This window comes from Mycobacterium sp. UM_11, assembly GCF_001414075.1.
Lineage (GTDB): Bacteria > Actinomycetota > Actinomycetes > Mycobacteriales > Mycobacteriaceae > Mycobacterium.
Genome location: NZ_LATC01000072.1, coordinates 1 through 26,133, shown reverse-complemented (window position 1 = coordinate 26,133; position 26,133 = coordinate 1). Strand labels below are relative to the sequence as shown.

At 69.9% G+C, this 26,133-nt stretch carries 27 protein-coding genes; 9 read left to right on the top strand and 18 right to left on the bottom strand.

The features are described from left to right. From WU80_RS17545 to ssd, 3 genes are all read right to left on the bottom strand, one after another. On the bottom strand, positions 1–489 hold a 489-nt coding region (locus WU80_RS17545), incomplete at its 3' end, for a type II secretion system F family protein (RefSeq protein WP_369808544.1). Continuing rightward, complete coding sequence (locus WU80_RS17540) at positions 486–1,658, bottom strand: TadA family conjugal transfer-associated ATPase (RefSeq protein ID WP_055404049.1); 1,173 nt, start codon at positions 1,656–1,658, stop codon at positions 486–488. The genes WU80_RS17545 and WU80_RS17540, both read right to left, overlap by 4 nt. Then, positions 1,655–2,707 (bottom strand): septum site-determining protein Ssd, encoded by a 1,053-nt coding sequence (ssd, locus tag WU80_RS17535; protein WP_082459912.1) that lies wholly within the window; start codon positions 2,705–2,707, stop codon positions 1,655–1,657. Before ssd ends, WU80_RS17540 begins: the two co-directional genes overlap by 4 nt. Positions 2,708–3,187: 480 nt before the next feature. Between ssd and WU80_RS17530 the strand changes: the two genes are divergently transcribed. Beyond that, entirely contained in the window at positions 3,188–4,033 is an 846-nt protein-coding gene (locus WU80_RS17530; protein WP_055404050.1) for an HAD-IB family hydrolase, read from the top strand. A gap of 442 nt (positions 4,034–4,475) precedes the next feature. Here WU80_RS17530 and WU80_RS17525 read toward each other — a convergent pair whose 3' ends face one another. Genes WU80_RS17525 through WU80_RS17500 form a run of 6 tightly spaced genes read right to left on the bottom strand, consistent with a single transcriptional unit; the run spans position 4,476 to position 10,855 of the window. Beyond that, on the bottom strand, positions 4,476–5,234 hold the full coding sequence (locus WU80_RS17525; RefSeq protein WP_055404051.1) for a hypothetical protein: 759 nt from the start codon (positions 5,232–5,234) through the stop codon (positions 4,476–4,478). 22 nt (positions 5,235–5,256) lie between these two features. Next, complete coding sequence (locus WU80_RS17520; RefSeq protein ID WP_055404071.1) at positions 5,257–6,873, bottom strand: ABC transporter ATP-binding protein; 1,617 nt, start codon at positions 6,871–6,873, stop codon at positions 5,257–5,259. Next, positions 6,870–7,742, bottom strand: coding sequence for an ABC transporter permease (locus tag WU80_RS17515; RefSeq protein WP_055404052.1), 873 nt, complete (start codon positions 7,740–7,742; stop codon positions 6,870–6,872). Before WU80_RS17515 ends, WU80_RS17520 begins: the two co-directional genes overlap by 4 nt. Further along, the gene (locus tag WU80_RS17510) at positions 7,735–8,661 is read right to left on the bottom strand and encodes an ABC transporter permease (protein ID WP_055404053.1); all 927 of its coding nucleotides are present in this window, start codon (positions 8,659–8,661) and stop codon (positions 7,735–7,737) included. Before WU80_RS17510 ends, WU80_RS17515 begins: the two co-directional genes overlap by 8 nt. A gap of 1 nt (position 8,662) precedes the next feature. Then, positions 8,663–10,285 carry an ABC transporter substrate-binding protein gene (locus tag WU80_RS17505; protein WP_055404054.1) on the bottom strand — a complete coding sequence of 541 codons (1,623 nt, stop codon included), beginning with the start codon at positions 10,283–10,285 and terminating at the stop codon, positions 8,663–8,665. 39 nt (positions 10,286–10,324) lie between these two features. Then, a complete protein-coding gene (locus WU80_RS17500; protein ID WP_369808543.1) occupies positions 10,325–10,855 on the bottom strand; it encodes a DUF4232 domain-containing protein in 531 nt (176 codons plus the stop codon). A gap of 115 nt (positions 10,856–10,970) precedes the next feature. On the opposite strand from WU80_RS17500, the gene acs reads away from it, so the two are divergent. Next, entirely contained in the window at positions 10,971–12,920 is a 1,950-nt protein-coding gene (gene acs / locus WU80_RS17495; protein ID WP_055404055.1) for an acetate--CoA ligase, read from the top strand. 5 nt (positions 12,921–12,925) lie between these two features. Here the strand turns inward: acs and WU80_RS17490 are convergent, their stop codons facing one another. Continuing rightward, entirely contained in the window at positions 12,926–13,624 is a 699-nt protein-coding gene (locus WU80_RS17490; protein ID WP_055404056.1) for a hypothetical protein, read from the bottom strand. Between the two features lie 175 nt (positions 13,625–13,799). Here WU80_RS17490 and WU80_RS17485 point away from each other — a divergent pair, with 175 nt between their 5' ends. Next, the gene (locus WU80_RS17485; RefSeq protein WP_055404057.1) at positions 13,800–14,327 is read left to right on the top strand and encodes a phage holin family protein; all 528 of its coding nucleotides are present in this window, start codon (positions 13,800–13,802) and stop codon (positions 14,325–14,327) included. Continuing rightward, entirely contained in the window at positions 14,328–15,281 is a 954-nt protein-coding gene (locus WU80_RS17480) for an alpha/beta fold hydrolase (RefSeq protein WP_055404058.1), read from the top strand. On the opposite strand, the gene marP is transcribed toward WU80_RS17480, so the two are convergent. From marP to nth, 4 genes are read right to left on the bottom strand one after another with little or no spacing between them, the layout of a single operon-like run. Then, complete coding sequence (gene marP / locus WU80_RS17475) at positions 15,274–16,467, bottom strand: acid resistance serine protease MarP (protein ID WP_156349618.1); 1,194 nt, start codon at positions 16,465–16,467, stop codon at positions 15,274–15,276. The two genes, WU80_RS17480 and marP, sit on opposite strands and share 8 nt — an antisense overlap. An 11-nt stretch (positions 16,468–16,478) precedes the next feature. After that, entirely contained in the window at positions 16,479–17,303 is an 825-nt protein-coding gene (locus WU80_RS17470) for a CoA pyrophosphatase (protein WP_156349619.1), read from the bottom strand. A 29-nt stretch (positions 17,304–17,332) separates the two neighbouring features. After that, on the bottom strand, positions 17,333–17,980 hold the full coding sequence (locus WU80_RS17465) for a TlpA disulfide reductase family protein (protein ID WP_055404061.1): 648 nt from the start codon (positions 17,978–17,980) through the stop codon (positions 17,333–17,335). A 9-nt stretch (positions 17,981–17,989) separates the two neighbouring features. Then, a complete protein-coding gene (nth, locus tag WU80_RS17460) occupies positions 17,990–18,670 on the bottom strand; it encodes an endonuclease III (protein ID WP_055404062.1) in 681 nt (226 codons plus the stop codon). 173 nt (positions 18,671–18,843) lie between these two features. Between nth and WU80_RS17455 the strand changes: the two genes are divergently transcribed. After that, positions 18,844–19,239, top strand: coding sequence for a hypothetical protein (locus tag WU80_RS17455; protein ID WP_231633848.1), 396 nt, complete (start codon positions 18,844–18,846; stop codon positions 19,237–19,239). Between the two features lie 97 nt (positions 19,240–19,336). Further along, positions 19,337–20,011: a cAMP-activated global transcriptional regulator CRP gene (crp, locus tag WU80_RS17450; RefSeq protein WP_007166630.1), complete on the top strand. Its 675-nt coding sequence runs from the start codon at positions 19,337–19,339 to the stop codon at positions 20,009–20,011. Between the two features lie 55 nt (positions 20,012–20,066). On the opposite strand, the gene WU80_RS17445 is transcribed toward crp, so the two are convergent. Genes WU80_RS17445 through WU80_RS25915 form a run of 3 tightly spaced genes read right to left on the bottom strand, consistent with a single transcriptional unit; the run spans position 20,067 to position 21,484 of the window. Next, positions 20,067–20,861, bottom strand: a complete 795-nt coding sequence (locus WU80_RS17445; RefSeq protein ID WP_055404064.1) for an MBL fold metallo-hydrolase — start codon at positions 20,859–20,861, stop codon at positions 20,067–20,069. Continuing rightward, positions 20,858–21,322, bottom strand: a complete 465-nt coding sequence (locus WU80_RS17440) for a RidA family protein (protein WP_055404065.1) — start codon at positions 21,320–21,322, stop codon at positions 20,858–20,860. Before WU80_RS17440 ends, WU80_RS17445 begins: the two co-directional genes overlap by 4 nt. Then, a complete protein-coding gene (locus tag WU80_RS25915; protein ID WP_007166633.1) occupies positions 21,323–21,484 on the bottom strand; it encodes a DUF4177 domain-containing protein in 162 nt (53 codons plus the stop codon). Positions 21,485–21,554: 70 nt separating this feature from the next. On the opposite strand from WU80_RS25915, the gene WU80_RS17435 reads away from it, so the two are divergent. Together WU80_RS17435 and WU80_RS17430 are read left to right on the top strand one after the other, a co-directional pair. Further along, a complete protein-coding gene (locus tag WU80_RS17435) occupies positions 21,555–22,577 on the top strand; it encodes an ArsA family ATPase (protein WP_055404066.1) in 1,023 nt (340 codons plus the stop codon). Further along, positions 22,574–23,743, top strand: coding sequence for an ArsA family ATPase (locus WU80_RS17430; RefSeq protein ID WP_055404067.1), 1,170 nt, complete (start codon positions 22,574–22,576; stop codon positions 23,741–23,743). Before WU80_RS17435 ends, WU80_RS17430 begins: the two co-directional genes overlap by 4 nt. A 16-nt stretch (positions 23,744–23,759) precedes the next feature. Here the strand turns inward: WU80_RS17430 and WU80_RS17425 are convergent, their stop codons facing one another. After that, the gene (locus WU80_RS17425; RefSeq protein ID WP_055404068.1) at positions 23,760–24,110 is read right to left on the bottom strand and encodes a WhiB family transcriptional regulator; all 351 of its coding nucleotides are present in this window, start codon (positions 24,108–24,110) and stop codon (positions 23,760–23,762) included. 363 nt (positions 24,111–24,473) lie between these two features. Between WU80_RS17425 and ponA2 the strand changes: the two genes are divergently transcribed. Continuing rightward, positions 24,474–26,133, top strand: a 1,660-nt coding sequence (gene ponA2, locus WU80_RS17420) for a transglycosylase/D,D-transpeptidase PonA2 (protein WP_055405799.1), incomplete at its 3' end; no start/stop codon positions are given.

Sequence of the window (26,133 nt, the reverse complement as noted above, 5' to 3'; positions counted from 1 at the left end):
CCAGCACAGCGCGAGGCGATCCCAATGCGTCGGCAGCGCCGACGATTTCGCGGCGGCGCGCAGGCCGGCCGCGACGTCGGCCCCGAGCCTGGCGCGGGCCGCGACCGACCGCAAGGACGCCGCGACCGCACCGGTGGTTTCGCCGGCGGCCACCCCGAACGCGCGCACCGGATGGGACCCGACGCGCAATTCACCGACGAGCACGTCGAGCGCGCCCTCCAGCGTTTGGCCCTCGCGCAGAGCGCATCGGATGCGGTGGCGGCGGCGAGCGCGCGCGCTCGCGGTCGCGCCCACGACCGCGACGGCCAGCACCGTCGTCAGCGGCAGCAGCGCGGCGGCCGCACCCGCGACCCCCACCGCAAGACAGGCCGCCGCGCGCGGGCGCCACCGAGGGTTCGGCGTCACCGGCGCGAGGCGGCGCCGGGGTGACGGCGGCAGCACGATGAGCGCGAGCGCCAAAAGCAGCGCGCCGGCCGTCGCCCCGTTCATGCCGGCATCCGGCTCTGCAACAACCGTTTCAGCGATCCCGCGTCGTCGGTCGGGCCGCCGTCGGCGTGCCAGACCGTGACCGCCCGCACCCGCCCCTCGACCGCGCGCAGCACCGCGATTTCGCCGAGCCGACGCCGCCCGGTGCGATCCCGCGTGACGTGCAACAGCACCTGCACGGCCGCGGCGAGTTGGCTGTGCAGCGCCGCGCGATCGAGGCCGCCGAGCGCGCCGAGGGCCTCCAGCCGGGCGGGCACCTCGGCCGGGTTGTTCGCGTGCACCGTGCCCGCTCCCCCGTCGTGGCCGGTGTTCAACGCGGCGAGCAGATCGACCACCTCCGCGCCCCGCACCTCGCCGACCACGATGCGGTCGGGTCGCATCCGCAGGGCCTGCCGAACGAGTTGGCGCACCGGAACCTCGCCCACCCCTTCGACATTGGCGCACCGCGCGACGAGCTTCACCAGGTGCGGATGCCGGGGCGCCAGCTCGGCGGCATCCTCGACGCACACGATTCGTTCGGTGGGCGCCACGGCGCCGAGCATCGCCGCGAGCAAGGTCGTCTTGCCGGCCCCGGTTCCGCCGCACACCAGGAACGCCAACCGGGCCGCGATGATGTCTTCGACCAGGGCGGCGGCCTCGGGCGCCAAGGCGCCGGCCGCGGTCAGGGCCGCCAGGTCCTGACTGGCCGGCCGCAACACCCGCAGCGACAAGCAGGTGCCCGCGGCCGCCACGGGCGGCAGCACCGCGTGTAGCCGCACCGCGAACCCGGCGCCGACGCCGGTCAGCTGCCCGTCCACCCACGGCTGCGCGTCGTCCAGGCGCCGGCCGGCGGCCAGCGCCAGCCGCTGCGCCAGGCGCCGCACCGCCGCCTCGTCGGCGAACCGAACCTGAGTGCGCCGCAACCCATTCCCGTCGTCGACCCACACCGCGTCGGGCGCGGTGACCAACACGTCGGTGGTGCCGTCCGCACACAGCAACGGATCGAGGATGCCGGCGCCGGTCAGCTCGGTCTGCAGCACCCGCAGGTTGGCCAACACCTCGGTGTCGCCCAGCATCCCGCCGGACTCGGCCCGGATCGCGGCCGCCACGGCGTTCGGGCCCAACGGAGACCCCAGCGGCCCGGCTTGGGCGGCCAGCCGCTCACGCACCCGGTCGATCAGCGAACCGCTCACGCGGCCCTACCGTTTCGCGCCGGACCCGACGACGCGCGCGGCAGCACGGTGAGCACCTGGCGGGCCGCCGCCGCGAGCGCGGATCGTCGCCCGAGCCGCAGGCCGCCGCGCTCGAGCTGCTCGGCGACCCGGGGTTCGGCCCTCATCGCCGCCAGCAACGGCAGCCCGGTGATGTCGGCGATCTCACCGGCCCGCAACCCGCCCGGCGACGGGCCCCGCACCACCAACCCCACGTTGGGATTGATGGCGGCCAGCACCGGGGCGAGCGCACCCGTCGCCGCGCACGCGGGCACGTCGCAGCGGCTGACCACGACGACGAGGTCGGCGGCGTCCAGCGCGGCCTGCGCCGCGTCGGTGAGACGGCGCGGAAGGTCACAGACCACGGTGACCGCGCCGCGGCGGCCGGCGTCGACGATGGCGTGCACCGGCCCGGCCGCCAACTCGTATCCGCGCCGCGTGCCGGACAGCACGCTGACCCCGCGGTGTCGCGGCAACGCCTCCCGCGCCGCCGACCAGTTCAGCCGGCCGCCCTGCAGGGCGAGGTCCGGCCAGCGCAGGCCGGGCGCGGTCTCGGCGCCCAGCAGCAGATCGATGCCCCCGCCCCACGGGTCGAGGTCGACCAGCACCGCGTCGGCGGCGGCCTGCGCCAGGGCGGCCGCCAGCGTTGACGCGCCGGCCCCGCCGCACCCCCCGACGACCGCGACCACTTCGCCGCGCGACCCGTCGTCGCGCGACGATTCGACGGCCTCGGCGAGCGTGCGGACCAACCCGGCCTCCTGCTCGGGCAGCCGCAGCACGCACTCGGCGCCGACCGCGACGGCCGCCGCCCACGCCGCGGTCGCCGGGTCACCCGCGGTCAGCACGGCGACGTGAGCGCGGCGCGGCAGCGCCGCCCGCCCGCACCGGTCGGCCGCCGTTTCGTCCAGCACGACGGCCGCGGCCGCCGACCACGTCCTGCGACTCACGGCACCGCCCGCGTGGACCACCCGGACACCGACGGCCGCCGCCACGCGGTCGAATTCCCGGCGCAGTTCCGGATCCGCCAACACCGCCAGCACGCCCGCGGGCTCGGCCTGGGAGGTGCTCGTCACGGACCCACCATGTCGGACCCGCGATATTGGACACCAGTCCCAAATACCGATTTGGGGATAGAGACGCGAGTGTGCACAAAGCGCGTCGGCCGGGGAGCGGCCGGCACACAGAAGTCACAATGTCCGCAACCACGTGAACGCCGCGCCACGCGGCACGTCGAAGAGGATCTGACCCCAGAAAAGGGACGACCCCCGCCAGGGGGGGAGGAGGCGAGGGTCGTCGTGCATCAGCCCCGGGGGGTCGGGCTGATACACCCTCGGCTCAGGCCGAGTAATGCTTACTATACACATGACTAGCGGCGGTAACGCAAGGGCTCTTCTCCAGGAAAGAACACGTTGAGCCGCAAAAACAGTGCGTTACCGCCGGTCCCACAATGCTGAGCGGCGTTTCGGCCCCGGAACCGGGGCCCGGGCGCACGGCCGACATATGCTGGGTCGGTGACCGTCTTCGACCCGGCCGCGGAGCAGCACACGGCGGCGGCCACCGCTCCCCGGGCCCGCACCGCGGCCTTCTTCGACCTGGACAAGACGATCATCGCCAAGTCCAGCACGCTGGCTTTCAGCAAACCCTTCTTCAACCAGGGACTGCTGAACCGCCGCGCCGTGCTCAAATCGAGCTACGCCCAGTTCATCTATCTGCTCTCCGGTGCTGATCATGACCAGATGGACCGGATGCGCATCCACATGACGAACATGGTCGCCGGCTGGGACGTGGAACAGGTCAAGTCGATCGTCAACGAAACGCTGCACGACATCGTGACCCCGCTGGTGTTCGCCGAGGCCGCGGACCTGATCGCCGCGCACAAGCTGTGCGGCCGCGACGTGGTCGTGGTCTCCGCCTCCGGCGAGGAGATCGTCGCGCCGATCGCCCGCGCCCTGGGCGCCACCCACGCGATGGCGACCCGCATGGTGGTGGAGGACGGCCGGTACACCGGCGAGATCGCGTTCTACTGCTACGGCGAGGGCAAGGTGCAAGCGATCCGCGAGCTGGCCGCCCGCGAGGGCTACCCGCTTCAGCACTGCTACGCCTACTCCGACTCGATCACCGACCTGCCGATGCTCGAGTCCGTCGGCCACCCCAGCGTGGTGAATCCGGACCGCGGATTGCGCCGGGAAGCCGTCGAGCGTGGTTGGCCCGTGTTGTCGTTCTCCAAACCGGTTTCGCTGCGCGATCGCATCCCCGCCCCGTCGGGCGCCGCGATCGCGACGACCGCCGCGGTGGGCGTCAGCGCGCTGGCCGCGGGCGCGGTCACCTACTCGCTGTTGCGCCGGTTCGCGTTCTAGCCGGCACCGCGATTCGCAGCAAACTCTGATACCACTTCGCTTCCCGGCTTTTGCAAAATTGGGCCTTGCTGCGCTAGGGGTCTAGTAGTACAAAGGAACCACGGAAGCCCGGTGAGGCCAAGGTCGATCCGGAAGAGAAGGTTCGTTCTCCCGACCCGGGCGCCCAGCACGGTGCTCGGCACCCACGCGGAGTCATAGCCGCGAAAATGGCAGAAGTGTTGCGGGCCTGCGTAATTGCGAAATGTGAACGGTGACGACGACCCTTTGGGTGGGGTTGCAGCCACAAGCATCGCAAGATCGCCGAGGCCAACCCACGCAGCCCAGAAATGCACGCATGGTAACCGAGCTCCGTGCTAGCGGGCGGCGGACCGAATTCCTTTCGGACGTCGCCCGCTTTGCATTGTTAGGTGCCGTTTTCCTCAACCGCGGGCTACCGAATCAGCTATCTACTGGACAGCGAATCGGCGATCGCCCACGCCTCCTGCGCACCGGCGCGGATCGCGCGGCAACACAGCACCAGCCAGGCCCCCACCCCTTCCGCGGTACCGCCGGCGAAACCTTCGGCCGCGTCGCGATAGTCGGCGGGCTGCCGCATCCAATTCACCTCGGGCACGCCCAATCCGTGCGGGTCCAAGCCGCTGGCGATGGTGACCAACCGCGACACCGCTCGGGCCACCACCCCGTCCGCGCTGCCGAAGGGCCGCAGCGTCAGCAGCTCCCCGTGCGCGACGGCGGCCACCACCGGCGCCGGCGCCTGGGTGCCGCCGCTGACCAACTCCGCCAGCAACTCCAGCCGCGGCCCGACGCCGGCGTCGGCGCGGGGCCGGCCCAGCCGTTCCTCGTCGACCTGGTCGGCCGCCGCCAGCATGTGCAGTCGGGCCAGCGCCTGCAGCGGCGCGCGCCGCCAGATTCCGACCAGCGGTCCCTCGCCGCCCTCCAGCGCCTGGGCCACCCGCAGCGCCCCGCCGAACACCGGGTCGCTGACCGCGCCCGCGTCCGCGAGGTCTTCCAGCCGCACGGGACCGCCGTCCAGCACCGAGGAGGCGCGCGCGGCCCGCAGCGCCGCCTCGGCGGCGGTCACCGGCCAACCGCGCAGGTTGGCGCGGTGGCGGTGGGCGCGCCCCAGCGCCTCGCGGGCCCGATCGCTGGCCTCGGCGACGCCGGGCAGCTCCATCAGCGGAGCCAGGGGATCAGCGGTCACAGGTTGCCAACCTATCCCGGCTTCACCGATCCGATGTCGGCGCGTGCGGGATGGCCTCCAGCAACTGGCGGGTGTATTCGTGCCGGGGCCGGGCGAACAGCTCCTCGGTGGCGGCGTGCTCCACCACGCGCCCGGCGCGCATCACCAGGACGTCGTCGGCGATCTGACGGATCACGGCCAGGTCGTGGCTGATGAACAGATAGGTGAGCCCCAGCTCGGTCTGCAGTTCGGCCAGCAGATCCAGTATCTGCGCCTGCACCAGGACGTCGAGCGCGGAAACCGCCTCGTCGCAGACCAGCATGTCGGGCCGCAACGCCAGCGCCCGAGCGATCGCCACCCGCTGCCGTTGGCCGCCCGACAGTTCGCGGGGTAGCCGCCCCAGGACCGACGACGGCAACGCCACCTGGTCGACGAGCTCGCGCACCGCGCGCTCGCGCTGCCGGCGGTCGCCGACGCGGTGGATGCGCAGCGGTTCCTCGACGGCCCGAAACACCGTGTACATGGGATCGAGGCTGCTGTAGGGGTTTTGGAAGACCGGCTGCATCCGGCGTCGGAGCGCCAATTGCCGATCGCGGTTCACCGCGGCGTCGACGCGCTCGCCGTCGAAGACGACCGTGCCCGAGGTCGGCGGCAGCAGGCCTAGCACCAGCTGCGCCAGCGTGGACTTCCCCGAGCCGGACTCCCCGGCGATCGCCAGGGTGCTCGCTCGCCGCAGGCGGAACGAAACACCGTCGACGGCAAGGAATTCCGCGCGCCGCCACGGCGCCCCGCGGGATTCCCGGTATGCCTTGGTCAGCCCGGAGGCGACGAGGATGTCGTCCGGCGCCCCATCGTTCGCCGGCCGTGGCCGGGGCGGGCCTTTGACGGTCACCGAGGGTGCGGCGGCCACCAGCCGCCGGGTGTATTCGTGCTGCGGGCTCCGCAAGATCGACCGCGCCGCACCGGATTCCACCACCACGCCGTCGCGCATGACGACCACCGACTCGGCGCGTTCGGCGGCCAGCGCCAGGTCATGGGTGATCAGCAGCAGCGCGGTGCCGAGTTCCGCGGTGAGCCCCTGCAGGTGGTCGAGCACCTGGCGTTGCACGGTGACGTCCAGCGCCGAGGTCGGTTCGTCGGCGATCAGCAGCCGCGGCCGGCCCGCCAACCCGATCGCGATCAGCGCCCGCTGACACATGCCGCCGGAGAGCTGGTGCGGGTAGCGGCCGGCCTGTTTGTCGGGGTCCCGCATCCCGGCCTGGGCGAGCAGTTCGACCGCCCTTCGCCGGGACCGGCGGTCGGAAGTGTTGGCCCGCAACGCCTCCGCAACCTGGAAGCCCACCTTCCAGACGGGGTTGAGGTTGGTCATCGGGTCCTGGGGGATATAGCCGATCTCGCGGCCCCTGATCGCACGCAGCGTCCGGCGGTCGGCCCCGGCGATGTCGGAGCCGTCGAAGACGATGCGCCCGGCCGTGATCCGGCCGCCGGTGGGAAGCAGGCCGAGGATCGCGGCCGCCGTGGTGGATTTGCCCGATCCCGATTCCCCCACCACCGCGACGGTGTGGCCGGGTTGGACGGCGAAATCCACGCCGCGGACGGCGGCCTGATCACCGAAGTCGACCTTCAGGCCCTCGACGGAGAGCAGCGGCGTGCCGGTCATGGGCGCCACGCTCGGGACGCCGGGTCCAGGGCGTCGCGCAGCGCGTCGCCCATCATCATGAACGCCAGCACCGTGATCGCCAGCGCGCCGGCGGGATAGAAGAGGATGGGCGATCCCGCCCGCAACCGCGTCTGGGCGAGATTGATGTCACCGCCCCAGGACACCACCGTCGCGGGCAGCCCGACACCCAGGTAGGACAGGGTGGCCTCGGTGACGATGAAAACGCCGAGGGCGATGGTGGCCACCGCGATGACGGGGCCCAAGGCGTTGGGCAGCACGTGGCGGAGCAGGATCTGAAAGCGGCTCAACCCCAGTGCTTTTGCGGCGACCACATAGTCGCTGGCCCGCACGGCAAGCACCGATCCGCGCGCGATGCGGGCCACCTGCGGCCAGCCGAACAGGGCGAGGATGGCGATGACCGTCCACACCGTCCGGTGGTGCAGGACCTGCATGAGCACGATGGCGGCCAGCAGCAGGGGCAGGCCGAAGAACACGTCGCTGACGCGGGAGACCACCGCGTCGATCCACCCGCCGTAGAAGCCGGCCAGCGCGCCGAGGGCCCCGCCGACGACGAACACGGCCAGGGCGGCTCCCAGGCCGACGGTGACCGAGGCCCGTGCCCCGTAGACGGTGCGGGCGTAGACGTCGTGGCCCTGCAGGTCGGTGCCGAACCAGTGCGCGCGCGACGGCGGGAGCAGGCTCTGGGCGGGGTCGGCGTAGGCGGGGTCGGCCCCGGTGAACACCGCCGGAAACAGCGCGACCGCGACGACGAACGCGATCAGCAGGCCGGCGACGATGAACTTCGGTCGCCCGCGCAACCCGCGCCAGGCGTCGCGCCAGAAGCCACTGGCCCGTGCCGGCTCAGCCATACCGGATCCTCGGATCCAGTGCGGCATACAGCAGGTCCACCGCCAGGTTGGTGACCAGGTAGATCAGCACCAGCACGGTCACGATCGACACCACGGTCGGCGCCTCCTGCCGGGTGACGGCCTGATAGAGCACGCCGCCCACGCCGTGGACGTTGAAAATGCCTTCCGTGACAATGGCCCCGCCCATCAACGCCCCCAGGTCGGCCCCCAGAAACGTCACGACCGGGATGAGCGAATTGCGCAGGATGTGCACCGTCACCACCCGGGGCCGGGACAGCCCCTTGGCGGTGGCGGTGCGGACATAGTCGGCGTGCGCGTTGGCGGCCACGGCTGATCGGGTCAGCCGCACCACGTAGGCGAACGACACCGAGCCCAGCACCACGCCGGGCAGCAGCAGCCGCCCGAACGTCGACCGCTCCCCCACCGTGACCGGCGCGATGCCCAGCTTCACCCCGAAAACGAACTGCGCCAGGAATCCCAGGACGAAGATGGGTACCGCGATGATGACCAGCCCGGCGACCAGCACGGTGGAATCGAACAGGCCACCCGTGCGCAGGCCGGCGATCACCCCGAAGGCGATGCCCAGCACCGCCTCGACCACCAGGGCGATCAGCGCGAGCCGCAGCGTGACCGGAAAGGCATGGGCCAGAACGTTACTCACTGGCAGCCCGGAGTAGGACCGGCCCAGGTCGCCGTGCAGGACGCCGCCCAGGTAACGCAGGTACTGCACCAGGAACGGGTCGTCGAGGTGGTAGCGCGCCCGCAGTTGCGCCGCGACCTCGGGCGTCAACGGCCGGTCCCCGGCCATCACGGCCACCGGGTCGCCCGGCAACAGGAAGACCATGCCGTAGATCAACAGCGTGGCGCCGAGGAACACCGGCACCATGACGGCGATCCGGCGCACGATGTACCAACCCATCTCAGGCCTTGACGATGTTCTCGTAGTCGGGCATGCCGTTCCAGGTCAGCTTGACGCCGCTGACCTGCGGCGACCATCCGACCACCGCGATGTAGTACCACAGCGGCACGGCGGGCATGTCGCGCAACAGGATTCGTTGGGCGAGGTTGACGAGCACATCCGCCTGGTGCAGGTCCGGTGCCGCCTCGGCGGCGGCCAGCCCGGCGTCGAATTCCGGGCTGGAGTATCCGACGTCGTTGGATCCCGCTCCGGTCGCGTACAGCGGGGCCAGGAACTCGATCATCGACGGGTAGTCGCCGATCCAGCCCGCGCGGAACGCGGTGTCGATGCTGCGGTTGGTGATCTGGGTGCGGAAGCCCGCGAACGTGGGGTGTGGCGCGCCGACGGCGTCGATGCCCAGGACGTTCTTGATGCTGTTGGCCACGGCGTCCACCCACTCTTGATGGCCGCTGTCGGCGTTGTAAGCGATCGAGTACCGCCCGCTCCATGGCGAAATCGCATTGGCCTGCGCCCAAAGTTGGCGGGCCCGTTCGGGGTTGAAGTCCAGCGCGTCGTTGCCCGGGATGTTCGGGTCGAACCCGGGCAGCGAGCTGGCGGTGAAGTCGCGGGCCGGGCTGCGGGTGGCGTTGAAGATCTGCTGACAGATTTGCGGCCGGTTGACGGCAGCCGACAACGCCAAGCGGCGCAGCCGGCCTTCCTCGCCGCCGAAGTGCGGCAGCCGCAACGGCGTGTCCAGCGACTGGCTGACCGCGACGGGCCCGCTGGCGGCGTTGCCGCCGAGGTCACGCTTGAAGATGGTCAGCGCACTGGACGGAATCGTGTCCAGCACATCGAGATTGCCCGACAGCAGGTCGGCGTAGGCGGTGTCCAGGTTGGCGTAGAACTCGAACCTCAGGCCCTTGTTGTGGGGCACGCGATTGCCGTGATAGTCGGGGTTGGGTTTCAGGTCGATCTTGACGTTGTGTTCCCAGGCCGGCCCGTCGGGGCCGTCCGCCAACTCGTAGGGGCCGTTGCCCACCGGGTGGCGGCCGAATGCCGCCATGTCCCGAAACGCCATGTCGGGTAACGGGTAGAACGCGTTGTGTCCCAGCCGCAACGTGAAGTCGACGGTCGGCGCCTTGAGCCGCACATCGAACTCGAGATCGCTGACGACGCGCAGCCCGGACATGGTGGTCTTCCCGCCCCCACCGGGGCCGGCGACATCGTCGTACCCGACGATCGGGCTGAAAAAGCTTTGTTGCAGTTGGGCATTGGCGCTCAGCGCGCCGTAGTTCCACGCGTCGACGAACGAATGGGCCGTCACCGGCGAGCCGTCGGTGAACTTCCAGCCGGGCTTGAGCGCGATGCGGTAGTTGATGTTGTCGGTTGTCTCGATCGACTGCGCCACCTCCGGAGACGGTTTGCCGGCGGCGTCATACGACACCAAACCGGCGAAAAGTCGGTCCAGGATTCGGCCACCGAGGCTGTCGTTGGTGCCCGTGGGAATCAGCGGGTTCGGCGGCTCGCCACCATTGACCACCACCAGTTCGGGACTGAGCGCCCCGCCACCACACGCGGTCAGCGACGCGACCGCCAGGAAGCCGGCGGCGACGAAGGCCGGCAAGGCGCGCGGGGCCCGACGCATAACACCCGACCCTAGGGCCTGAACACCGACTGACGGTCCTCAGACGGGAGTGACGGGGTGCACCTGCAGCGCGCAGGCGTCGATGGTGGCCGGCACGGTCAGGACCACGGTGGTGTCCGGCGGATTGACCAACAGGTCGGTGTAGGTGGGGCACGGGCTGCCGTTCGCGTCGACGGCAAGCCCCTCCACCACGGCCTGCGCCTGGGTGGATAGGGACAGGACGACGGTAGGTGGCACCTCGTTGCCGCCCGGCAGGCCGCCCATGTAGCCGCGCAGCGTGGGCTGGGCGTGAACGAGCGGTCCTCCGGACCCGGAGTCGACGCCGGGGTATCCGGTCAGCGTGCAGGGTTCCGCGCCGCCGGCCAGGCTGAACACCAGCGTGGCCGCGCGGTGGCCCACCGCCGCCTGAGTCGGCGAGGCCGTGACCGCGATCTGGTCCGACCAGCACGGGGTCGGGGCGTCCGCGTTGTCGGTCGGCATGGCCCACGCGGCCGGCCCCAGCGCGGCGCTGGCCGCGTAACCCGTTGCGGCCGCGACAAAGCTGCGAAGTAGTCGCCCGTGATCCGGCACATCGGTGATTATCCGCCACCGGGGCCGGCTTCGACCTCGATTTCAAGCTCCGCTTTTCACCTTGTGGGGCTAGGCTCTCTGACGATCGACGAGCCTCGACACCAGGAGGAAGCCAGTGACCGCCACCGACGCCGTAGGCCCGTCGTCGTATCCCCCGCCGGCGGAGTTCGCCGAGCAGGCCAACGCGGGCGAGGACTTGTACCGCGAGGCCGACGAGGACCGGCTGGCGTTCTGGGGCAAGCAGGCCAATCGGCTGTCGTGGTCGACCCCGTTCACCGAGGTGCTGGACTGGTCGGACGCCCCGTTCGCCAAGTGGTTCGCCGACGGCAAGCTCAACGTCGCCTACAACTGCGTCGACCGGCACGTGGAGGCCGGCCACGGGGATCGCGTCGCCATCCACTGGGAGGGTGAGCCTGGCGACAGCCGCAGCCTGACCTATGCCGACCTACAGGCCGAGGTCTGCAAGGCGGCCAACGCGCTCACCGGCCTCGGACTGGTCGCCGGTGACCGAGCCGCCATCTACCTGCCGTTGATCCCCGAAGCGGTGATCGCGATGCTGGCCTGCGCCCGGCTGGGCATCATGCACAGCGTGGTGTTCGCCGGCTTCACCGCGAAGGCGCTGCGGGCCAGGATCGCCGATGCCCAGGCCAAGCTGCTGATCACCAGCGACGGTCAGTTTCGCCGCGGCAAGCCGGCCCCGCTCAAGGACGCGGCCGACGAGGCGGTCTCGGACGCGGACAGCCCGGTCGAGCACCTTCTGGTGGTGCGGCGCACCGGAATCGACGTGTCCTGGAATGGCGACCGTGACCTGTGGTGGCACGACGTCGTCGACGCCGCGTCGCCCGAACACACGCCGGAGCCGTTCGACGCCGAGCAGCCGCTGTTCCTGCTGTACACCTCCGGGACCACCGGCAAGCCCAAGGGCATCGTGCACACCAGCGGCGGCTATCTGACGCAGTCGTCGTACACGCACTACTACATCTTCGACATCAAGCCCGACCGCGACGTCTTCTGGTGCACCGCCGATATCGGCTGGGTCACCGGGCACACCTACGGCGTCTACGGCCCGCTGTCCAACGGGGTCACCGAGGTCCTCTATGAGGGCACGCCCGACTCGCCGACCCAGCACCGGCATTTCGAGATCATCGAAAAGTACGGCGTCACAATCTATTACACCGCGCCCACGCTTATCCGCACGTTCATGAAGTGGGGGCGCGAGATCCCCGACGCGCACGACCTGTCCAGCCTGCGACTGCTGGGCACGGTGGGCGAGCCGATCAACCCCGAGGCGTGGCGCTGGTACCACAAGGTGATCGGCGCCGAGCGCCTCCCGATCGTGGACACCTGGTGGCAGACCGAGACGGGCGCCGCGATGATCTCCCCCCTGCCCGGCGTCGCTGCGGCCAAACCGGGTTCGGCGATGAGGGCGCTGCCGGGCATCTCCGCGAGCATCGTCGACGACCACGGCGAACACCTGACGCCCACCGTCCACCACGGCGAACACATCACCGGCTACCTGGTCTTGGATCAGCCGTGGCCGTCGATGCTGCGCGGCATCTGGGGCGATCCGGAACGCTACGTCGAGACCTACTGGTCCCGGTTCGCCGAGCAGGGCTGGTACTTCGCCGGGGATAGCGCCTATTACGACCGCGACGGCGCCATCTGGGTGGTGGGCCGCATCGACGACGTGATGAACGTGTCCGGGCACCGGCTCTCCAGCGCTGAACTGGAGTCGGCGCTCGTCGGCCACCACGGCGTGGCCGAGGCCGCGGTGGTCGCCAAGACCGACGAGACCACTGGCCAGGCCGTCTGCGCGTTCGTCGTCCTGTGCGCCGAGTACGAAGTGCACGACGGGATCGTCGACGAGCTGCGGGCCGAGGTGGCCAAGGAGATCTCGCCCATCGCCAAGCCGCGGGAGATCCATGTGGTGCCCGAGCTGCCCAAGACCCGCAGCGGCAAGATCATGCGCCGGCTGCTGCGGGACGTCGCCGAAAACCGCGAGCTCGGAGACACGTCGACGCTGCTCGACCCCGGGGTGTTCGACGCGATCCAGGCCTCGAAGTAGCCGACTCAGCCCGGTAGGGGCGTGAACCCCGCGCCGGGCCGGTGCTTGGCGTTGACGTCGCCCAGGATCGTGTTGAACGACTGGACGACGGCCGGCGTGTGCAGCGGGATGTACTTGATGATGCAGGTCGGCAGGTTGTCGCTGAACGCCCCGTGGATCATCCCGACCAGCATGTTGTTCACGGTCACCGGCGCTCCCGAGTCGCCCGGCTGGCCGCAGACCTGCATGACGATGGTGCCCGGTTCCTGGCCGGGGCCCCAGGTGACGCCGCACGAGTTGCCGGTGGTGCGGCCCTGTTTGCACGCGATCTCGCCGAAGGCCGGGTCCGGGCCGAGCCCGTTGATCGCGAAGCCGTTGTAGTTGGCGGTCGGCGTCACCTTGGCGGGATCGAATTTGATCACCGCGTAGTCGAGGTTGTCGTTGCCGGCGACCATGGTGCCCAGGATGCCGGCGTTTTCGGCGCCCTCGGCGGCCACCTGCGCGCCCGGCCCGCCGCAATGCGCCGAGGTGAAGCCGATCAGATCACCGGCGGCATCGCCCCCGATGGTGGTCAGGGTGCACATCGTGTCCCCGTTGATGACGATGCCGGCGCCGCCGCCCATCGGGATCCTGACGTCGGCGGCCGCGGCGCGCGCGGGGCAGCCCACCAGGACCAAGAGCACCGCCACCGTCGCCGCCACGAAGTACCGGTGCGCCGTCTGCACAGCACCACTCCCATCGACAGGCCGGACCCGGACCGGCTTGGCCAGTCTAGTCGGCCGGGCGTCTCGCCCGCCGTGCTGAGCGTGGCCGTCGGCTGGCCTCGTCTGCCATGTCGGCGCATGGCAACATGAACCGCGAGGACAGCCAGCCGGGCGATGACGAAAGAGGGGACCGTCTGTGAGCAAAGCCGATGGCAAGAACGGTGTGCCCAGCACGCTGACCACGATTCCCCTGACCGACCCGCACGCCCGGCCCGCCGAGCCGTCGATCGGTGACCTGATCAAGGACGCGACCACGCAGGTCTCCACGCTGGTACGCGCCGAGGTCGAGCTGGCCCGGGCCGAGATCACCCGGGACGTCAAAAAGGGCCTGACCGGCAGCGTGTACTTCATCGCCGCGCTGGTGGTGCTGTTCTACTCCACGTTCTTTTTCTTCTTCTTCGTCGCCGAGCTGCTCGACACCTGGCTGTGGCGCTGGGTGGCGTTCCTGATCGTCTTCGGTGTTCAGGTGGTGGTCGGTGCGCTGCTGGCCCTGCTGGGCTTCCTGAAGGTGCGCCGGATCCGGGGGCCGCGGGAGACCATCGAATCGGTCAAGGAGACCCGCACCGCGCTCACGCCGGGCCACGACAAGACGCCGGACGCGGCCAAGCAGCTCACCGAGCGCGGCAGGCACGAGAAGCCCGAAACCGATCCATCGGGTTGGTAGATGGCCCCGCCGGATCCGTCGGTAACCCGCATCGACGGGCCATGGCGCCATTTGGACGTGCACGCCAACGGGATCCGGTTCCATGTCGTCGAGGCCCTGCCCGCGGGCGGCGACGCGACCGCACCGCCCACGGCCCGTCCGCTGGTGATGCTGCTGCACGGTTTCGGTTCGTTCTGGTGGTCGTGGCGCCATCAGTTGCGGGGCTTGACCGGGGCGCGGGTGGTCGCGGTCGACCTGCGCGGCTACGGCGGCAGCGATAAGCCGCCCCGCGGCTACGACGGCTGGACACTGGCCGGCGACACCGCCGGCCTGATTCGCGCGCTGGGGCACTCGTCGGCGACGCTGGTCGGGCACGCCGACGGCGGGCTGGCCTGCTGGGCCACCGCGTTGCTGCACGCGCGGTTGGTGTCGGCCATCGCGCTGATCAGCTCGCCGCACCCGGCGGCGCTGCGCCGGTCCACCCTGACCCGGCGCGACCAGGGCTACGCCGTGCTGTCCACACTGTTGCGCTACCAGATGCCGATCTGGCCCGAGCGCCTACTGACTCGCGACAACGGCGCCGAGATCGAACGCCTGGTCCGCAGCCGCAGCTGCGCCAAATGGCTTGCATCCGAAGACTTTTCCGAGGCGATCGGTTATCTGCGGACGGCGATCCAGATCCCGTCGGCGGCGCACTGCGCGCTGGAATATCAGCGCTGGGCCGTGCGCAGCCAGCTGCGCGACGAAGGCCGGCGCTTCATGAAATCGATGTGCCAGCAACTCAGCGTGCCGCTGCTGCACCTGCGCGGCGACGCCGATCCCTACGTGCTGGCCGACCCGGTCGACCGGACACAGCGTTACGCCCCGCAGGGGCGTTATGTATCCGTCTCGGGCGCAGGGCATTTCAGCCACGAAGAGGCGCCCGAGGAAATCAACAGGCACCTGCTGCGATTCCTCGACTCGGTGGTCAACTGACGCAGGCGCCGGTGGTGACCTGCTGGGTATCGCCGAGCTTGGCGAGCTGGCCGGCCACCTCGTCGGCCGTCAGCACGAAGCCGGTGTCCGGGTCGTCGACGGCCGCCCCGAACACCACGCCGAGCACCTGACCGTTCAGGTCGATCAGCGGTCCTCCCGAATTGCCTTGCTCCACATTGGCTCTGATGGTGTAGACGTCACGGGTGACGGGTGCGGGGTCCCGGTAGATGTCCGGGCCGCTGAGCTTGATGACCTCGCGGATGCGGGCCGGGGTGGCGGTGAAGTTTCCGCCGCCCGGATAGCCCAGCACCACCACGCTGGTTCCCGTCTTCGCATCGGACTGGGCGAACGCCAGCGGCTGCGGCGGCAGGTTGGGGACGGCGAGGATGGCGATGTCGACCGACGGGTCATAGGAGACGACCGTGGCGTCGAGCGGGCTGCCGCTGGCGTAGATCTGCACGCTGTTGGACCCGGCCACCACGTGCGCGTTGGTCATCACCCGGTCCGGGGCGACCACAAATCCGCTGCCCTCCAACACTTTCTGGCAACTCGGCGCCAGGCTGCGCACCTTGACGACGCTGGGCGCGGTGGCCTGCACCACCGGGTTGGTGGCCAGCGCGGGGTCGGGAGAGGCGACGGGAATGACCGGAGTGCGGCTGAACGGCTCCAGCACCGCGGGCAGGCCGGAGGTGTTCAGCAGCGCCGACAGCCGCTTGGGCACCGTCTTCAGCCAGGGCGGGGCGACCTCGTTGACCTTGGCCAGCACCCGCGAGCCGCGGACCGCGGCGGCCAGCTCCGGCTGGTCCTTCGACTGGGTCAGCGGCGTCGCCAGCAACCAGGCCGCGGTCAGCACCACCACCAGCTGGACCCCCACCCCGATGAACGAGTCGACCGTCCGGATGGTGCGGCTGCGGATCGCGCCCCGAACCGCCCGGCCCAACACCACTCCGGCGACCTCGCCGATGACGACCAGGGCAAGGATCAGGAACAGGGCGGCGAACAGCTTGGCCCGGGGCGCGGCGATGTGGGCGACCAGGTGGGGCGCCAGCAGCACACCCGCGATCGCGCCCAACAACACCCCGACGAACGAGAACAGCGAGCCGACCGCGCCGGAACGCCAACCCGACACGGCCGCGATGAACGCGACCGCCAGCACGGCCACGTCAAGCCATTGCGACGGGCTCATCGAGTTCAGGTTCATCCGGGGGCCTCACCCTGGTCGCCGACCAGCGCCATCGCCGCGTCCAATTCGCGGACGTCGGTGGTGTCCCAGGGCTGGGCCCAGCCGGCGACGTCGAGCATCGCACAGATCACCTGGCCAGTGAATCCCCAAACCAGCATCTCGTTCAGCAGAAACGCCGGTCCGGCCCACCGGCGCCCGAGGTCGCCCCGGTACACCATCAGCCGGTTGGCCGGGTTGATGAAGGCGCGCACCGGAACTCGCGCGACGATCGCGGTTTCGGCCTCGTTGACGACGGCCACCGGCCCGGGATCGGGCGAGTAGGCCAGCACCGGCACGACGTGAAATCGCGACGGCGCGATGAACGTCCGTTCCATCGTGACCAAGGGCCGCAACCGGGAGACGTCGATCCCGGTTTCTTCCTCCGCTTCGCGCAGGGCGGTGGACACCGGGCCGTCATCGCCCGGATCGGAGGCGCCGCCGGGAAACGCCGCCTGTCCGGCGTGGTGGCGCAGCGTCGACGCCCGCACCGTGAGCAGCAGGTCGGCGTCGTCGGGGACGCCGCCGTCGGCCGGCGCGGACGCGGGACCCGAAAACAGCACCAGGACGGCCGCTTCGCGACCCCGGCCGCTCATCGCCGACAACGACGACGCGGCCTTGCCGGTGATCATCGCGAGCACGTCGGCCGGCAGCCGGCGCCGGTACGCGTCCGGCATCCGCTCGACGTTATCGACCAGGGGACGCAGCCACCGCGGGGAGGCGTCGGGCGTCAGCGGCATCGTCCCGCGCGCGCGGGACGGGGGCTTGCCCGCCGCATGCGGGGGCTCGCCCCCGACACTCACCCGGCGCTCCAGTCGGTCCAATTTCAGGCTTATCCCTTGTCATTTCCGACCGCGGCGGCGATCTCGTCGGCACTGGCGAAGGCCCGCGGCAGCATCTGGGCAACGCTACCGTCCGACCGCAGAACCACGGTCGCGGGCATCACGTTTACCACGCCGAGCGCCGCCGCGACCCGACGGCGACCGTCCTGCAGGGTCGGCAACCGAACGCCCAGCTCGGCCAGCCGCAGCAACGCCGCCGTCTCGTTCTCGTCCTGATGCACGGTCACCACCATCACGTCCGACCCGGCTCGCCGTTGATACTCGGCCATCGCGGGCAGCTCGGCCGCGCACGGCGCGCACCAATACGCCCACAGGTTGAGCACGACCCGGCGCCCGGCCAGCGCGCGGGCGACGTCGACAACCGAACCGTCCGCGGCGCATTCGGCGGTGACCCCGCGCAGCGCCGAGGGCCCGGGACCGTCGCCGGCGCCCGGACACGGCGCCAGATTGGCCCGCTGCCGCGGACCGGCCAGCGCCGCCGCCGTGTCGGCGTCGCGGTGCTCGCGGTCGGGGGTGCCCTGCGCGGTGCCGGGGGTCGTCGTCGGCGCGGACTGGTCGCGAAGCTGGGCCACCAGGGCCGCGGTCAGCGCCGCCACCACCGCGAGGATCGCGATCGTCCAGCGCGTGGAACGCGTCAAGGCCGTGCTCTACAGGCCGGCCAGGGCCAGCAGGTGCTCGGTCTCCGGGCCCCGCACCAACGGCGCGGCCAGCAGCGGCTCGGTGGGGCCGAGGCCGAACGACGGGCAATCCTTGGCCACCACGCAGACACCGCAGGCCGGTTTGCGCGCGTGGCATACCCGGCGGCCGTGGAAGATCACGCGGTGGCTGAGCATGGTCCACTCGCTGCGTTCGATCAGCTCGCCGGCCGCGCGCTCGATCTTGACCGGATCCTTGTCGGTGGTCCAGCGCCACCGGTGCAGCAGCCGCGCGAAATGGGTGTCGACCGTGATGCCGGGGACGCCAAAGGCGTTGCCCAGGATCACGTTGGCGGTCTTGCGGCCCACGCCGGGCAGCGTGACCAGTTCTTCCATCGTGGCGGGCACCTCGCCGTCGAACCGCTCGACCAACGCCTGCCCGAGGCCGATCAGTGAGGTCGCCTTGTTCCGGAAGAACCCCGTCGGGCGGATCAGGGTTTCCAGTTCGTCGCGGTCGGCTTGCGCGTAGTCCAGCGCCGAGGGATAGCGCTTGAACAACGCCGGCGTCGTCAGGTTCACCCGTTTGTCGGTGCTCTGCGCGGAAAGGATGGTGGCGACCGTCAGCTCCAGCGGCGTGGTGAAGTCCAGCTCGCAGTGCGCGTCCGGAAAAGCCTGCGCCAGAGCCCTATTCATGCGGCGGGCCCGTCGCACCAGGCCGACTCGGGTCTCCTCGGAGAAGCGCCGCGCGGCGTCGCCGCCCGCCGGGGCGGGGGTGGACTTCGAGCGCCCGGACGACTTTGCCGCTGTCACCTACGACAGAGTACTGATTTCGTGATCTCGCCGAGACCTCGTGTTGATTGAAGGCCCTGTTTACTCTCCTTGTGTCATGGTTGCTGGTGGCCTGCGTTCCCGGGCTGCTGATGCTGGCGGCGCTCGGCTTGGGGCGACTGGAACGGGGGCTCGCCCGCGCAGACGTCACGATGATCGCGGTCGCCGAGCTCTTCGAGCACGTGGAGTTCATGGACGTGCGCACCCTGGCCCGCGAGGGCATGCCGGAGGCGGTGGAATACCTGCACCGGCGCGAGGACCGGGAACTCGCGGCGGCGGCGCTGGCCGGGCTGACCGCCGGGCCGCGTCACGCGGCGCCGTCGTTCGCCGCCAGCTTCGTCGACCGCGGCGAGCTGACATTGCCGACGCGAATACACGCGCAGACGCGCATCAATCCGCAGTTTAAGGCCCCTCGATACGTCAATCGTGTGTAGCGTTGCACGTTGGACAAAATGTCCGACCGCTAGACTCATCACGCGAGCACGGGATTAACCTGCACGTATCACCGTCATTAAAACCTGAAGAGGCAACGTGGACGAGATCCTGGCAAGGGCAGGAATCTTCCAAGGGGTTGAGCCCAGCGCCGTCGCCGCGCTGACCAAGCAACTGCAACCCGTCGACTTCCCCCGTGGGCACACGGTGTTCGCCGAGGGGGAGCCGGGCGATCGGCTGTACATCATCGTCTCGGGGAAGGTGAAGATCGGCCGTCGCTCGCCCGACGGTCGGGAGAACCTGCTGACGATCATGGGCCCGTCGGACATGTTCGGCGAATTGTCCATCTTCGACCCCGGCCCGCGGACCTCCAGCGCGACCACCATCACCGAGGTGCGCGCGGTGTCAATGGACCGCGACGCGCTGCGGGCGTGGATCGCCGACCGTCCCGAGATCGCCGAGCAGCTGCTGCGGGTGCTGGCCCGCCGGCTGCGCCGCACCAACAACAACCTGGCCGACCTCATCTTCACCGACGTGCCCGGCCGGGTCGCCAAACAGCTGCTGCAGCTCGCCCAGCGGTTCGGCACCCAGGAGGGTGGCGCGATGCGGGTGACCCACGACCTGACCCAGGAGGAGATCGCCCAGCTGGTGGGCGCCTCCCGCGAGACGGTGAACAAGGCGCTGGCCGACTTCGCCCACCGCGGCTGGATCCGCCTGGAGGGCAAGAGTGTGCTGATTTCGGACTCCGAAAGGCTGGCGAGGCGAGCGCGCTAATTGCGCCGAGCCGGTAATTCCGCAGGCGCCTACTCGCACTTCATCCTGCGAATTTTCAGCCTCGCCGCAAATAGTCCAGCTGCGCCTGAACCGACCATTCGGCGGCGTCCCAGAGTTTCTCGTCGACGTCCACATAGACGTGTTCGACGACCTGGCGGGCGGTGGCGTCGTCGCCGATGTCGCGCAACGCCGCGCGCACCTGCTCCAGGCGCTCGTGCCGGTGCATCAGGTAGCCCGACGCGACGGCCTCCAGGTTGGCCAGGTCCGGCCCGTGGCCGGGCAGCACCGTGCGCGGGCCCAGTCCGCGCAGCCGGCGCAACGATTCCAGGTAGTCGGCCAGGCTGCCGTCTTCGGAATCTATGACCGCGGTGCCGCGGCCCAGGACGCTGTCGGCGGTGAGCACCGCGTCGTCGATGAGAAACGACAGCGAGTCGGCGGTGTGGCCCGGCGTCGCCATCACCTTGATCTTCAGGCCGGCCGCGTCGATCACCTCACCGTCGGTCAGGTGACCGCCGAGGCCACGCAAGAATCCACTGCCCGCCGACCGCACGGTCGCGCCGGTCCGCTCGACGAGCTTGTCGATGCCGTCGGTGTGATCGCCGTGCCGGTGACTGATCAGCACCAGCGTGATGCGGCCCAACCCCGCGACGCGCGCGATGTGTTCGTCGTCGTCCGGCCCGGGATCCACCACGACCAATTCGTCGCTGCCCTGGCCGCGCAGCACCCAGGTGTTGGTCCCCTCGAGCGTCAGCAATCCGGGGTTGTCGGCCAACAGCACCGAGGCAGTGTCGGTGACCGCCCGCAGCCTGCCGTATGCGGGATGGCTCAACGACTCTTGCGCCTCGGTCACGGTCGTGAGCCGACCTCCACGATCAGTTCGACCTCCACCGGCGCGTCCAACGGCAGCTCGGACACCCCGACCGCCGACCGGGCGTGCGCGCCCCGCTCGCCGAACACGTCGGCCAGCAGCTCGGAAGCCCCGTTGATGACGCCGGGCTGGCCGTTGAAACCCGGGGCCGACGCGACGAAGCCGACGACCTTGACCACGCGGGTCACCGCGTCGATGCCGACCAGCGCATCCACGGCGGCCAGGGCGTTGAGCGCGCAGACGCGCGCCAGCGCCTTACCCTCTTCCGGGCTGACCTGGGCCCCGACCTTGCCGGTCCCCGCGAGCTGTCCCGCCTGCATCGGCAGCTGACCCGCCGTATAGACCAAATCGCCCGTGCGCACCGCGGGCACGTAGGCGGCCAGCGGGGCCACGACCTCGGGCAGCGCGACACCGAGTTCCGCGAGCCGGGCCGAGGCGCTCATCTACTTCGGGCGCTTCAGATACGCGACGTGTTGCTCGCCGGTCGGTCCGGGCAGTACCGAGACCAATTCCCAACCGTCGGCGCCCCACTGGTCGAGGATTTGTTTGGTGGCGTGCGTCAGCAGCGGGACCGTGACGTATTCCCATGCGGTGGGTTGGCTCATGGCGCGAGCTTATCGGTCGCAGCTGAACGGCTCCGGCCTGCCCGGGGATCGGTCGGGCTAGCATGCGAAGGTGGCAAACACATCGAGCGGCGGTAGCGCCGTCGGCTGGCCGGCCCGGCTGTCGAAGGCCCGGCTGCATTTCGTCACCGGCAAAGGCGGTACGGGCAAGTCGACGATCGCGGCCGCGCTGGCGCTGACCCTGGCAGCCGGGGGCCGCAAGGTCCTCCTCGTGGAAGTCGAAGGGCGCCAAGGCATTGCGCAACTCTTCGACGTCCCGCCGCTGCCCTACCAGGAGGTCAAGATCGCGACCGCCGAACGCGGCGGACAGGTCAACGCCCTGGCGATCGACATCGAGGCCGCGTTCCTGGAATACCTGGACATGTTCTACAACCTGGGCATCGCCGGGCGGGCGATGCGCCGCATCGGGGCCATCGAGTTCGCGACGACGATCGCGCCCGGCCTGCGCGACGTGCTACTCACCGGCAAGATCAAGGAGTCGGTGGTGCGCCTGAACAAGGGGGCCAAGAACCCGGTGTACGACGCGGTCGTCGTCGACGCTCCCCCGACGGGGCGGATCGCCCGCTTCCTGGACGTCACCAAGGCGGTGTCGGATCTGGCCAAGGGCGGCCCGGTGCACTCGCAGAGCGAGGGCGTGGTGAAGCTGCTGCACTCCGAGCAGACCGCCATCCACCTGGTCACCCTGCTGGAGGCGTTGCCGGTGCAGGAAACGCTGGAGGCCATCGAGGAACTCGCCGAGATGGAGCTGCCGATCGGCAGCGTGATCGTGAACCGCAACATCGCGTCGCATCTGCAGCCGGCCGACCTGGCGAAGGCCGCCGAGGGTGACGTCGACGCGGACTCGGTGCGGGCGGGCCTGGAGATGGCCGGGATCAAGCTGAACGACACCGAGTTCGCCGGGCTGCTGACCGAAACCATCGAGCACGCGACGGTCATCGCCGCGCGCGCCGAGATCGCCCAACAGCTCGACGCGTTGAAGGTGCCGCGACTCGAATTGCCCGCGATCTCCGACGGCGTGGACCTGGGCAGCCTTTATGAGCTGTCGGAATCGCTTGCGCAGCAGGGAGTTCGATGAGTACAACGCCGAATAGGCTTGATCTGGCGGCGATCCTGGCCGACACGACCAACCGGGTCGTGGTGTGCTGCGGGGCGGGCGGCGTGGGCAAGACCACCACCGCCGCGGCGATGGCGCTGCGCGCGGCCGAATACGGCCGCAACGTGTGCGTGCTGACGATCGACCCGGCCAAGCGACTCGCACAGGCGCTGGGGGTCAACGACCTTGGCAACACCCCGCAATCGGTGCCCCTGGCGCCGGAGGTTCCCGGTGAGCTGCACGCGATGATGCTCGACATGCGCCGCACGTTCGACGAGATGGTGGTCCAGTACTCCGGACCCGGTCGCGCGCAAGCGATTCTGGACAACCAGTTCTATCAGACGGTCGCCAGCTCGCTCGCCGGCACGCAGGAGTACATGGCGATGGAGAAACTCGGTCAGCTGCTGGCCGAGGACCGGTGGGACCTGGTGGTGGTGGACACCCCGCCGTCGCGCAACGCGCTTGACTTCCTGGACGCGCCCAAGCGCCTCGGCAGCTTCATGGACAGCCGGTTGTGGCGGCTGCTGCTCGCGCCCGGCCGGGGCATCGGCCGATTGGTCACCGGCGCAATGGGTTTGGCGATGAAGGCGATGTCCACCGTGCTCGGCTCGCAGATGTTGAGCGACGCGGCCGCGTTCGTGCAATCACTGGACGCCACGTTCGGCGGTTTCCGGGAGAAGGCGGATCGCACCTACGCGCTGCTGAAGAGGCGCGGGACGCAGTTCGTCGTGGTGTCGGCGGCCGAGCCCGACGCACTGCGCGAGGCCTCGTTCTTCGTCGACCGGCTGTCGCAGGAGGGCATGCCGCTGGCCGGGCTGATCTTGAACCGCACCCACCCGACGTTGTGCTCGTTGCCGGCCGAGCGGGCGATCGACGGGACGGAAACGCTGGAGGCCGAAACGGACTCCGAGGCGGCGTCGCTGGCCGCCGCCGTGCTGAGGATTCACGCCGACCGCGCGCAGACCGCCAAACGGGAAATCAGGTTGCTGTCGCGGTTCACCGGAGCCAATCCGCACGTCCCGGTCATCGGGGTGCCCTCGCTGCCGTTCGACGTCTCGGATCTCGAGGCGTTGCGCGCGCTTGCCGACCAGATCACCTCGACCGTCGGCGACGCGGCCCGCGCAGCCACCCAGGGGCCCCTACGCTAGCGGCCCGATCGCGGCGTCAGCCGACGCTGCGGGCCCGCCTCTTGTCGAAGAAGTCCGCCCAGGACACCACCTCGGGGTGCTGCTTGAGCAGGGCGCGGCGCTGACGCTCGGTCATGCCGCCCCAGACGCCGAACTCGACCTTGTTGTCCAGTGCGTCCGCTCCGCATTCCTGCATCACCGGGCAGTGCCGGCAAATGACGGCGGCTTTGCGCTGCGCGGCCCCGCGAACGAATAGCTCGTCCGGGTCGGTGGTTCGACACAGTGCTTTGGAAACCCAGGCGATCCGTTCTTCGGCATCAACGCTGCGGAGTACCCCTTGTGCGGCCGCAATGTTTGTTCTACGCGCCGCAGGCCGTGTTCCTGACACGAACTGTTCCCTTCCCTACCGGCCGCCCTCGCGACCGCCCTCCTCGGGTGCAGATCCTCACCTGCGATCTACGCCACACTGTGTACATCGGTGTTACCTGAATCTCACCGTGTGTCTAAGTTAGGTGGTCAGCTGCCAATTGCGCAACAGTCCGATAACGCTTTTTTTGGGACGGGCGTCCCGTCTCGTCCCAGAACGGTACGCGAAGAAGTGATCTTGGACACGTCAGCCCGCACGCTTTCTACTGACGCCTGCGCAAATTTTATCCCGCCCGCGGCGGTAAAGCGCTGGTCAATGCCGGGGGCAAAAAGTGGGTGAACGCGCGGCGTGGCGACGTGACTGGGGGCCGCTACTGTAATAGCCATGTCAGACCGCCCCCGGGCCGCCCTCACGATTCTCAAGCTTGCGGGGTACTGCTTGCTGGCCGGCGTCGTCGCCACCGCGCTGATGTTTCCGTTCGCGGGCGGATTGGGCCTGATGTCCAACCGGGCCTCCGAAGTCGTCGCCAACGGATCGGCCCAACTCCTCGAAGGCGAGGTGCCCGCGGTGTCGACGATGGTCGACGCGAAGGGCAACACCATCGCCTGGCTGTACTCCCAGCGCCGCTTCGAGGTGCCCAGCGACAAGATCGCCAACACGATGAAGCTGGCGATCGTGTCCATCGAGGACAAGCGGTTCGCCGAGCACGCCGGGGTGGACTGGAAGGGCACGCTGACGGGGTTGGCCGGCTACGCGCGCGGCGACGTCGACACCCGCGGCGGGTCGACGATCGAGCAGCAGTACATCAAGAACTATCAGTTGCTGGTGACGGCGAAGACCGACGCCGAAAAGCGCGCCGCCGTGGAGACCACCCCGGCGCGCAAGCTGCGCGAGATTCGGATGGCGCTCACGCTGGACAAGACGTTCACCAAGCCCGAGATCCTGACCCGCTACTTGAACCTGGTGTCGTTCGGCAACGGCTCGTTCGGTGTGCAGGACGCGGCGCAGACGTACTTCGGCATCAACGCCTCGGACCTCAACTGGCAGCAGGCCGCCCTGCTGGCCGGCATGGTGCAGTCGACCAGCGCGCTCAACCCCTACACCAACCCCGAGGGCGCGCTGGCGCGGCGAAACCTGGTGCTGGACACCATGATCGAGAACATCCCGCAGGAGGCCGACGCGCTGCGCGCCGCCAAGGCCACGCCGCTGGGCGTGCTGCCGCAGCCCAACGAGTTGCCGCGGGGCTGCATCGCGGCCGGCGACCGCGCGTTCTTCTGCGACTACGTCCAGGAGTATTTGTCCCGCGCCGGAATCAGCAAAGAACAGGTGGCCCGCGGCGGCTACCTCATCCGCACCACGCTGGACCCGGACGTGCAGATACCGGTCAAGGCGGCCATCGACCAGTTCGCCAGCCCCACGCTGCCGGGCATCTCCAGCGTGATGAGCGTGATCCAGCCCGGCAAGACGTCGCACAAGGTGATGGCGATGGCGAGCAACCGCACCTACGGGCTGAACCTCGACGCGGGCGAAACCATGCGCCCGCAACCGTTCTCGTTGGTCGGCGACGGCGCGGGCTCGGTATTCAAGATCTTCACCACGGCCGCCGCCCTGGACATGGGGATGGGCACCAACGCCACGCTCGAGGTGCCGAGCCGGTTCCAGGCCAAGGGCATGGGCAGTGGCGGCGCCAAGGGCTGCCCCAAGGACACCTGGTGCGTGGTCAACGCCGGCAACTACCGCGGGTCGATGAACGTGACCGAGGCGCTGGCCACCTCGCCCAACACCGCGTTCGCCAAGCTGATCCAGCAGGTCGGGGTGACCCGCACGGTGGACATGGCGATCAAGCTGGGCCTGCGGTCCTACGCCGACCCGGGCACCGCCCGCGACTACAACCCGGACAGCAACGAGAGCCTGGCCGACTTCGTCAAACGGCAGAACATCGGCTCGTTCACCCTGGGCCCCATCGAGGTCAACGCGCTCGAACTGTCCAACGTCGCGGCCACGCTGGCCTCCGGCGGCACCTGGTGCCTGTCTCTTATACACA

Coding starts and splice junctions, on each gene's coding strand:
- WU80_RS17520 (WP_055404071.1), bottom strand. CDS start 6,873: ATGACCGGCACGCCGCTGCTCTCCGTCGAGGGCCTGAAGGTCGACTTC.
- WU80_RS17515 (WP_055404052.1), bottom strand. CDS start 7,742: ATGGCTGAGCCGGCACGGGCCAGTGGCTTCTGGCGCGACGCCTGGCGC.
- WU80_RS17510 (WP_055404053.1), bottom strand. CDS start 8,661: ATGGGTTGGTACATCGTGCGCCGGATCGCCGTCATGGTGCCGGTGTTC.
- WU80_RS17505 (WP_055404054.1), bottom strand. CDS start 10,285: ATGCGTCGGGCCCCGCGCGCCTTGCCGGCCTTCGTCGCCGCCGGCTTC.
- WU80_RS17480 (WP_055404058.1), top strand. CDS start 14,328: ATGGCCCCGCCGGATCCGTCGGTAACCCGCATCGACGGGCCATGGCGC.
- marP (WP_156349618.1), bottom strand. CDS start 16,467: ATGAGCCCGTCGCAATGGCTTGACGTGGCCGTGCTGGCGGTCGCGTTC.
- nth (WP_055404062.1), bottom strand. CDS start 18,670: ATGAATAGGGCTCTGGCGCAGGCTTTTCCGGACGCGCACTGCGAGCTG.
- WU80_RS17440 (WP_055404065.1), bottom strand. CDS start 21,322: ATGAGCGCCTCGGCCCGGCTCGCGGAACTCGGTGTCGCGCTGCCCGAG.
- WU80_RS25915 (WP_007166633.1), bottom strand. CDS start 21,484: ATGAGCCAACCCACCGCATGGGAATACGTCACGGTCCCGCTGCTGACG.
- WU80_RS17430 (WP_055404067.1), top strand. CDS start 22,574: ATGAGTACAACGCCGAATAGGCTTGATCTGGCGGCGATCCTGGCCGAC.